Source organism: Haloarchaeobius sp. FL176, assembly GCF_024609245.1.
Classification (GTDB): domain Archaea; phylum Halobacteriota; class Halobacteria; order Halobacteriales; family Natrialbaceae; genus Haloarchaeobius.
Genome location: NZ_JANJYH010000024.1, coordinates 1 through 4,923, shown reverse-complemented (window position 1 = coordinate 4,923; position 4,923 = coordinate 1). Strand labels below are relative to the sequence as shown.

At 54.6% G+C, this 4,923-nt stretch carries 3 protein-coding genes and 1 pseudogene; all 4 read right to left on the bottom strand.

Features of this window, described 5'->3' with window-relative positions:
• Window positions 1-190 precede the first annotated feature (190 nt).
• A pseudogene (locus NO978_RS19695) lies at window positions 191-2,890 on the bottom strand (N-6 DNA methylase); the annotation flags it as partial.
• Window positions 2,891-2,893: 3 nt separating this feature from the next.
• Window positions 2,894-3,085 (bottom strand): hypothetical protein, encoded by a 192-nt coding sequence (locus NO978_RS19690; RefSeq protein WP_257301229.1) that lies wholly within the window; start codon window positions 3,083-3,085, stop codon window positions 2,894-2,896.
• A 1,063-nt stretch (window positions 3,086-4,148) separates the two neighbouring features.
• A complete protein-coding gene (locus tag NO978_RS19685) occupies window positions 4,149-4,292 on the bottom strand; it encodes a hypothetical protein (protein WP_257301228.1) in 144 nt (47 codons plus the stop codon).
• Between the two features lie 11 nt (window positions 4,293-4,303).
• Window positions 4,304-4,474, bottom strand: coding sequence for a hypothetical protein (locus tag NO978_RS19680; protein WP_257301227.1), 171 nt, complete (start codon window positions 4,472-4,474; stop codon window positions 4,304-4,306).
• Window positions 4,475-4,923: the final 449 nt, after the last annotated feature.

The window sequence follows — 4,923 nt, the reverse complement described above, 5'->3', positions numbered from 1 at the left end:
ACGGGATGGGCTCCGCGACGGAGCCCATCCCTGTGGATCATCACGAACCTCCGCTGCCAGCTCATACAGCCCGATTTGTGCGCCTCCTATGAGATGGTGGCGAAATCAGCTCGGGCTAAACACATACTTCATAATTAAACGGATCAGTGCTGGTACAACTCTGAAGCTCGTGAGGGGCAGTGCTATCACCGCTACCCTCAACAACATAGACAATGGATTGGCGTTCAACCTCTTCAAACACATTCCTTTCACCGAAATCAAGAATGCTTTCGAGTGTATGGTCTGAGAGAAGATTCCGCCGAAGATCCTTCGCGTATTTCTCTGTAAGCACCAAATTTGGGAGTATGAACGAATGACGACCCCCATTTCGACAGAGGTTCAACGACTGGATAATGAAAGGAATGTACAAGTCCCAGTGACCCTCTAACAGATCAGATGATTCGAAGACTTGTTTTATCGCATCCCGCTTTTTCGGCATCTGGTCCGTCATCCGCCACGCGTTGAGCCATGGTGGGTTGCCGATCACAACGTCAAACCCTCCATTATCTTTCCGCTCTCCGTCCTGCTCGTAGAAGACGATCGGGAACTCCATCTCCCAGTGGAAAAAGTGCTCGTCGTCGGCTATTTGCTGCGCAGACTGATACCAGACTTGTTGTTCAACATCGCTCCATGAGTCGTCACGAAGTGCGGTTGCCATACGTTCGTAAGCATCACTAGGCACATCCAGTCCGAAATATTCGGCAGTGTGAACGTTCGCCATTGCAATTAAGTGCTGATAGAGAGGGTCGTCACGCGTCTCTTCGTAAACAGCTTCCATCTCTTTTATATCATCCAACGTTTCATTATCGATTGCAAGTAGATCCTCAAACTGGTCGGTGACGTGCTCCAGCGCCTGCCGCCGTGTGCGGTCGAACGATTCCTGGAGAGTGAGCTGTCCTTCTACATCCTGTGAATCCCCGTTATCCAGTACGGTCTCGATGTCGCTGCCTACAAGAGAGTTGCCGGTCTTAAGATGGTGGTCAAGGAACGCAAGCGGTTGCTCGGCGGCGAGCGTTCGAAGCCACAGCGACACCTTTGCTAGCTCCACAGCGAGCGGATTCAGATCCACACCGTAGATACAACGCTGTGCGACCTGTCGGCGTGCCCAGTTAATGTCGTGCTCTTCGTCAACGGTTTCGATACCCTGCTGTGCGGCCTGTTTCTCTTGGGCATCAATAATTTCACGAGCCAAGTAATCAACCGCGCTGGTGAGGAAGTGACCACTACCCATCGCTGGATCGAGAATCTTCAGGTTGAACACCCTCTCAGCGAATTCAGCGGCGAATCCCCCTTCGTCGAAGGCGCTTTGACCGGCAAGATCTATCCGAATGTCTTCAACGAGCGGTTCCAGCGTATTTTCGACGATGTACTCAACAACATATTCGGGCGTGTAGTACGAGCCTGTGGCCTTTCGTTCGCCACTATCGGTCGTTAGGTATACTTCGCCTTGTTGCACGACGATGTCGTCGCCCTCATCGGCGCTCACATATTCGCCATCCTCCAACGCCAAAGGCTCTTGTCCGATATTCAGTTGGTACTCTAGTAGCCCCTCGTAGATGCTCCCCAGATGGCGGACATCGAGTGAGGAGTAATCGACGAAGATCTTCCCACCACCGTTGCTGTTCTCGCTTCGCGTCAGGAGTTCAATTACCTTCGCAAGGTAGGCGTCGCCGACGTCGTGATTGGCGAGGAACCGTGCTTCCTTGCTGTCGCCGTCGTCTGGGTCAGTCCGGAACAGCCCACCGTTGTACGCCGGAATGTAGAGGTCTTCCTCAGGGATGCCACGGGACTTGCTGCCCTTGTCGATGAGGGAGAACAGTTCGTCCAGACGAGCCTGAAGGTTGTCTTGCCAGTCGCGGTATTTCGGGTCGCCACTATCGAGTTCTTCGGCAACTTCCTGTTTGAGCGCGTTCAGACTGTACTGTTGCTCGTAGATTTCGTTGCTCGTGTCCAGCAGTTCACGCCCCTCTGCTTCGGCGTACAGAACGAAGATAAGCCGGTAGAGGTAGATAAGCGAGCTGTCGTGGATCAGTTCAAGATCGTCTTCGGCAAGATCGTTCTCAGGATACTGGAGGTATCCCTCAGAGAGGACCTTGATCGCCTCGTAGATGTTGTCCTGCAGGTCCTCCCCCAACTCTTGGGCGAAGACGTTGGACTCGCCGTAGACGTCGTCAAGGAAGCAGTCACCGCTGCTGTCTTCGAGGAAGGCCTCGTGGCGGAAGAAGAGGTAGAAGTATTTGAAGTCCTCAAGATCGCCCTTCTCCAGAATCGTCGGCAGGTCAACCTCGTAGTAGGAGTCGAGGCGGTGGCTGGTCGGGCCGTAGTACAGCCGCCACTTCTTCCCGTCGGTTAGGACAGCCCACTGTGCGGCATCCACTTCCTGCAGGTAGACGTGGATCTGGTAACTGGGGTTCTCGAAGTCACGTTCGTGTTCACCGCTTCCGCGAGTGTCGAGGGGACGACCCCATCGTTTCGCGTCCGCAACAGCGACGGAATTCTTGTAGAAGTCTCCGCCCTCATCACGGCGTTGGAAGGCGTCCCGTGCAGCTTCATCAGTCTCGAAGAACCCGTAGTCCGGTCGGCGCTGCGTTCGATCAGTGCTCTCTTCGACCTCGAACGGAATCCCCAGCTTCCGGAACATCGGCCGGATGAATTTCTCTTCGAGCTGGGACTCATTCCGCTTCGGGGCGGTGTCCTTCTCGCGCTCCCAGAGATGCATAACGTCATCATAGGCCTCCTGAAGTTCTTCGTCGCTGACCTCGTCCCATTCTTCGGTCTCGGGGAGGTGTTCGTCTAGGTAGTAGTTCGAGAACAGGTCACGGTTCGTACGGTAGGTGAGTGCTGTTTGCATACGTTAGGCGGGAGTGACGATCAGGAACTCGTCGGAATCCTTGTTATCAATGATGGCATGCGCGATCTCTTTGGCATCAGCGACGTCCACATCAACTTCATCACCGATGTCGATGCCGAGTTCTTCCAATTCAGACCCGGAGACGTTGACTCGGCCTGAATTTCCAGTGTTACGACCGATTTGCTTCCGGGTCATTAGTGATACCAAGGATTGTTCAGCGCAACAATATAGTCTTTACTTAGACTATCTCGCAGCCCCGGTCACATCTCGTATTGATTCTTAGTGGATATTCTAGCCGCTTCATATGCTTAATCCACTTCCGTACACGGTGAGCCCACTGCCAAGTTAGTCTACGAAGAGCGATGAACTGATACAGATGGTTGATCCAAAAACTGACAATGGAAGATATTCCGCAACCGTCGAGCGATCCGTACTCAGTCGGCGATCACGTCCAGATTTATCTTGCCTCCGATGACCCAGATAATCAGCATCATGGGGTCGTCTGTGAGATCGTCGAAATCCACGAAGACAATCTCGGGAAGGAAACCGGTCGAAATACGGACGCATACTCCTATACACTGTGTGACGTAGAGACGGGCGAAGAATTACTCATCTCATTTCGGCACCACGATTTAGTACCGGTTGAAAGTAGATAGTAGGTCCTACGGAAGAGCGTAGACACGGTTACAAAAGAGACACACCGCCGAACCAGTGACGAGTGACGGCCGCATACCACTACGGCAGGGAGTAGGTCACGGCCCCACCACGGACCGGGACCCGTTCACTCTCTCTTGCCGGGGAACGCCGCCCCTACGGGCGGCAGTTTGTCGACGCGCTCCTACTGTCTTTAAAGGTGGCATATTCAGCTGCCTGGTGAGTCGATAGGCGCAGCGCACACTACATGCCACGATGGCCAGTCTTAGATTTGTGAGACTGGCGTATCTCGGCACACCGGACTGAGATCGGTTCTTCATCGTATTCAACGGGGCTTCTGGGGCACAGTGTCTGTTATGCACAGACTCGATCGTTCTTTCGTACTCGAATGGACCGACACAGGTAGGTTCGACCGGGCGGACCTACGTACGTACTCGGGTACGTACGCGATCACGTACCTCGTCACGTACGTATGCCCTTACGTACGTGCGTTAGCCATGGATCTCGGACTGACGAGCGGACGGGAACGTCATCGGACATGTCCGATGATTCCTACAAGAGGGGTGATACTATCGGTGAGGAGGGGGTGTGTCCGGAACTCTGCCTAGTCTTTGAGTGCGTCGCGGTGACGGGCGAGCGCCTCCTCCATCGACTGCGGGGCTTCGAACTTTTCGAGTTGCTGTAAGAACTCGCGTCTTTTTGCAGGGGTGAGGTTCGGGACTCCTTGGGGTCGGTCGCTGTCAGTCATGTATGGTTGTTTTATGCATTCTCCTTGTCGTCCGATTGGTCTGGAGCATCGCCGTATCCGTGCGGGACTGCCCCGTCAGCTAATTCGTCCCCACTACTGCCATCGTCGGGCATGCCCGAGTGTCGTTCTAATTCGCCGTATTCCTCCTCTTCTCCGTCGTCAGCGTTGTCGGTGTCGGTCATACTGTCTCTCACTCTCATCGAGGGTACAATACACTACGCGCTGGGAAAATCCCGCGTCGTGGGAAGACGGTCGGACCCACCACGGCCCGACCACCGGAAACACACTCTCTCAGGGCCACCCGAGCGGTTCCGGGCGGCACTCTGTTTACGTGTTATAGTCACTCCATCCGTCGGAATCTTACCCGCAACTCAAAACGGGAATCTGCGTGGGCGCGTCTCGCGGACGAGCGAAGCAGCGACCGTTGACAGGGTTGGTTCTGTCGTGCGCTACCCTACCCTTCGCGCCCATATCAGCCGCTCCTCACCCCTGCAGAAAAGAAAGTGGTATGTGTTTAGCCCGAGCTGATTTCGCCACCATCTCATAGGAGGCGCACAAATCGGGCTGTATGAGCTGGCAGCGGAGGTTCGTGATGATCCACAGGGATGGGCTCCGTCGCGGAGCCCATCCC

Coding starts and splice junctions, on each gene's coding strand:
- NO978_RS19690 (WP_257301229.1), bottom strand. CDS start 3,085: ATGACCCGGAAGCAAATCGGTCGTAACACTGGAAATTCAGGCCGAGTC.
- NO978_RS19685 (WP_257301228.1), bottom strand. CDS start 4,292: ATGACTGACAGCGACCGACCCCAAGGAGTCCCGAACCTCACCCCTGCA.
- NO978_RS19680 (WP_257301227.1), bottom strand. CDS start 4,474: ATGACCGACACCGACAACGCTGACGACGGAGAAGAGGAGGAATACGGC.